We start from the raw sequence: 3,323 nt of genomic DNA on the forward strand, positions 1-3,323 counted from the left end.
CAGCCGGAACATCGTTGCGGTGTGTGCCATACGAGGTTGAGCGAGCGCGGACGCTGCGTCGTTCGGCGCGCTCGGCATCCTGCCGGTCCTCGTTGCGCTCGATGACGCGCTCTGCGGCGTTGCGCGCGGCAGCCTGGCCCTCGTAGGCCACGGCACGGCGCTCGGCGCGGGGAAGATCGGTGCGGGGAGCTTCAGTTCCGACGCGTCCGCGTCCGCCACGGCCACCACGGCCACCCGCGGTGGGCGCAGCCTGGGTGGTGCGGCGGGNGCGCGCTTGCGCTCGGCATTGGCACCGGTGGAGCTGCCGCCGCCCTGGTTGGACTTGGCTGCCAGCAGTGCGGCGCGGGTGCGCGGATCGATCTTGTCGGCCATTTCGCCCACCAGTTTGGCAACCAGCGGCGAGTTGGCGGTGACGCGCTCGAAGTTGACGTCGACGCCGGCAGCCTTCATGAGCTTCTTGACGTCGGACTGCTGCTCCGGCAGGGTCAGCGTGACCACGGTGCCGTCGGAACCGGCGCGGGCGGTACGGCCCGAGCGGTGCAGGTAAGCCTTGTGCTCCGTGGGCGGATCCACGTGGATGACAAGCTCGACGTCGTCGACGTGGACGCCGCGGGCGGCGACGTCGGTCGCGACCAGGACGCGGACCTCGCCGGAGGAGAACTCGGCCAGGTTGCGGTCACGGGCGTTCTGCGAGAGGTTGCCGTGAAGGTCGACGGCGGGGATGCCGGCGTCCGTCAGGGTCTTGGCAAGCTTGCGGGCGTGGTGCTTGGTGCGCAGGAAGAGCACCCGGCGGCCGGCACCCGAGGCGAGCTCGACGATCAGCTGCTTCTTGACGGTCTGGTCATTGACGACCAGCACGTGGTGCTCCATCGTGGTGACCGCGGCCTGTGATTCATCCACAGCGTGGGTCAGCGGGTTGGACAGGTAACGCTGGACGATCTTGTCCACGCCGTTATCCAGGGTGGCGGAGAAGAGCATGCGCTGGCCCTGGCTGGGGGTCATGTCCATGAGCTTCTTGACCACGGGGAGAAAGCCGAGGTCGGCCATGTGGTCTGCCTCGTCCAGCACGGTGATCTCGACACCTTCAAGGGTCAGGACGCGCTGGCGGATCAGGTCCTCGAGGCGGCCCGGGCAGGCGATGACGATGTCGACGCCGGCGCGCAGCGCCTTTTCCTGGCGGGCCTGGGAAATGCCGCCATAAATAACGGTCGTGTTCAGGCCCATGGCCGTGGCCATCGGCTCGATGGTCGCGTTCAGCTGGGTGGCCAGCTCACGGGTCGGCGCGAGGACCAGGCCCATCGGGCGGCCGGGCTTGCGGAAGTGCTTGGCTTCCCGCTCAGCGAGTCGTGCTACAAGCGGGATGGCGAAGGCAATGGTCTTGCCGGAGCCGGTGCGGCCGCGGCCCAGGACGTCGCGTCCGGCCAGGGTGTCCGGCAGGGTCTTGACCTGGATGGGGAACGGTTCCACGATCCCCTGGGCGGTGAGGGTGTCAGCGAGGGCCTTGGGCGTGCCAAGGGCAGCAAAAGTAGTCATAAGTTTCAAGGTCTTTCAGGCGGTATCCGTGCGGATATCGGCCCCCGGCGCCGGTTGGCTCAGGGGTTCGCCGAAGAAAAGTCAGGTGATCAACCGGCCAGCTGCTGGAAAAGCCGGCGGCCAGGACCAAATAGAACGCGTTCATCGACGCAGGATGTGCCTCTCACATGAAAAAATCCCACTCCCTGAACGGAATCCGGAAGGACTCCAGCAGGGGAACCGGTTGATGAACCGGACCGATCATTCAAGACCAAAGTGGGCATCACTGCACATCAAGTTCCCTCAGTCTATCATCCGGCGGTACCAGGACCCGCTTTTCCCCTCAGGGCACCAGGCTGGGCGCCTGGAACAGCGGGACGTGCGACGCCGGCTGCGCGGACGCCAGAACCCCCGACACCCGACGCCCGGACCCCGTTGCGACGGGCGCCGAACCCTGCGTCGCTGCCGAGCTGATCGGGGCCTCTGCCCGCAGGATGACCAGCGCCTCGGTGTCGATCAGCCTCCGCGTCCCGGTCCTGTCATCCAGGATCCAGAACAAGTCCGTGGCCGCCACTGTCCGGATGACTTCGCCCCGGTGGAACAGTTTTCCGTTGTGCCAGGCTTCGATCTCGTCCCCCACCGACAGCTCCTCATTCGAATGAACCTGCCGTGCACCCTCTGCAGTCATGGCCTGCTCCTTCCCCGGATCCGGATTCACCCCAGTGTCATTCCGCTCTCCGGCTCCAGCCTCCACCACCGAGGTTTCGGGTGCGTTTCCGTGCCGTGATTTTTGTGTGTCGAATTTCCGGCGTCTCCACTTTGCCGGTGCCGCCGGCGGCCTTCCCCTGCCATGATGTGGGAGACGACCCGACAACCGGCGAGGACCACGATGACAGAGCACGAGCACAGCAGCAACGCCAGCGCAGCCCAGGTGTGGGACGAGAAGTACCGCAGCCGGGCCAGGATATGGAGCGGGGAGCCGAACCCGCAGCTGATCGCCGAGGCCGCCCCCCTTCCCCCCGGAACAGCCCTCGACCTGGGCTGCGGCGAGGGCGCGGACGCCATCTGGCTCGCCAGCCGCGGCTGGAAAGTGACCGCAGTCGACGTCTCCGCCGTCGCATTGGAACGGGCTGAGGCCCATGCGCAGGAACGCGGCCAGGGCGGGAACATCACCTGGGTGCGGCAGGATCTCGCCACCTGGGTGCCCGGGGAACTCTTCGATCTGGTCACGGCCCAGTTCCTGCATTCCACCGTGATGCCATGGCAGCAGGCCCTGCAGCTGGCGGCCGCAGCGGTGCGGACCGGAGGAACGCTGCTGATTGTCGGCCACCACCCCGACGGGCTGCCGCCGTGGGGCCAGCACCACAACCACGCGGCGGAGAGGTTCTACACGGCCGAACAGCTGGCCGCCGAGCTGGGCATTGCGGAGCCTGAGTGGCGGCTCGACGTCGTCGACACCCGGCACCGGAGCGCCACCGGGCCCGACGGCGAGGCCGCCGCCCTGACGGACGCCGTGCTGCGCGCCACCCGTCTCGCCGCGCACTGAGCCCGGCGTACGCACGGGCCGGCACTAGGCCGGTCGGCTGACGGCATAGCGGTTCCGGCAGTTGGAAGAAGCCAGCGGTAAATCTGATGCAGATCACTCAAAAGTGACCGTGAGGATTCCGGTGCGGGCGCCGAGTGGGCCATAGCACCCCCGGCGCCTCATCCGCCGTCGGGTTTACGGGCAGGTTACCCCCAGACATGACATGGGACACGGGGCGACAGCTGAGGCAGGGTTTCTCGACAGATGTCGACCACGACGACGAGTC

Annotated in this window: 2 protein-coding genes and 1 pseudogene; 1 reads left to right on the top strand and 2 read right to left on the bottom strand. The window is 67.5% G+C overall.

Annotation, left to right across the window (positions count from 1 at the left end; all coding sequences use genetic code 11):
• Together K789_RS22730 and K789_RS22735 are read right to left on the bottom strand one after the other, a co-directional pair.
• A pseudogene (locus K789_RS22730) lies at window positions 1-1,533 on the bottom strand (DEAD/DEAH box helicase); the annotation flags it as partial.
• A 322-nt stretch (window positions 1,534-1,855) separates the two neighbouring features.
• Entirely contained in the window at window positions 1,856-2,200 is a 345-nt protein-coding gene (locus tag K789_RS22735) for a hypothetical protein (protein WP_024366522.1), read from the bottom strand.
• 201 nt (window positions 2,201-2,401) lie between these two features.
• Between K789_RS22735 and K789_RS0109310 the strand changes: the two genes are divergently transcribed.
• On the top strand, window positions 2,402-3,058 hold the full coding sequence (locus K789_RS0109310; protein ID WP_024366523.1) for an SAM-dependent methyltransferase: 657 nt from the start codon (window positions 2,402-2,404) through the stop codon (window positions 3,056-3,058).
• The last annotated feature ends 265 nt before the right edge of the window (window positions 3,059-3,323 follow it).

Origin of the sequence: Arthrobacter sp. TB 26 (assembly GCF_000427315.1) — a bacterium.
GTDB lineage: Bacteria > Actinomycetota > Actinomycetes > Actinomycetales > Micrococcaceae > Arthrobacter.

What these genes read in the sequence shown, in the direction of transcription:
- K789_RS22735 (WP_024366522.1), bottom strand. Translation starts at nt 2,200, where the DNA reads ATGACTGCAGAGGGTGCACGGCAGGTTCATTCGAATGAGGAGCTGTCG.
- K789_RS0109310 (WP_024366523.1), top strand. Translation starts at nt 2,402, where the DNA reads ATGACAGAGCACGAGCACAGCAGCAACGCCAGCGCAGCCCAGGTGTGG.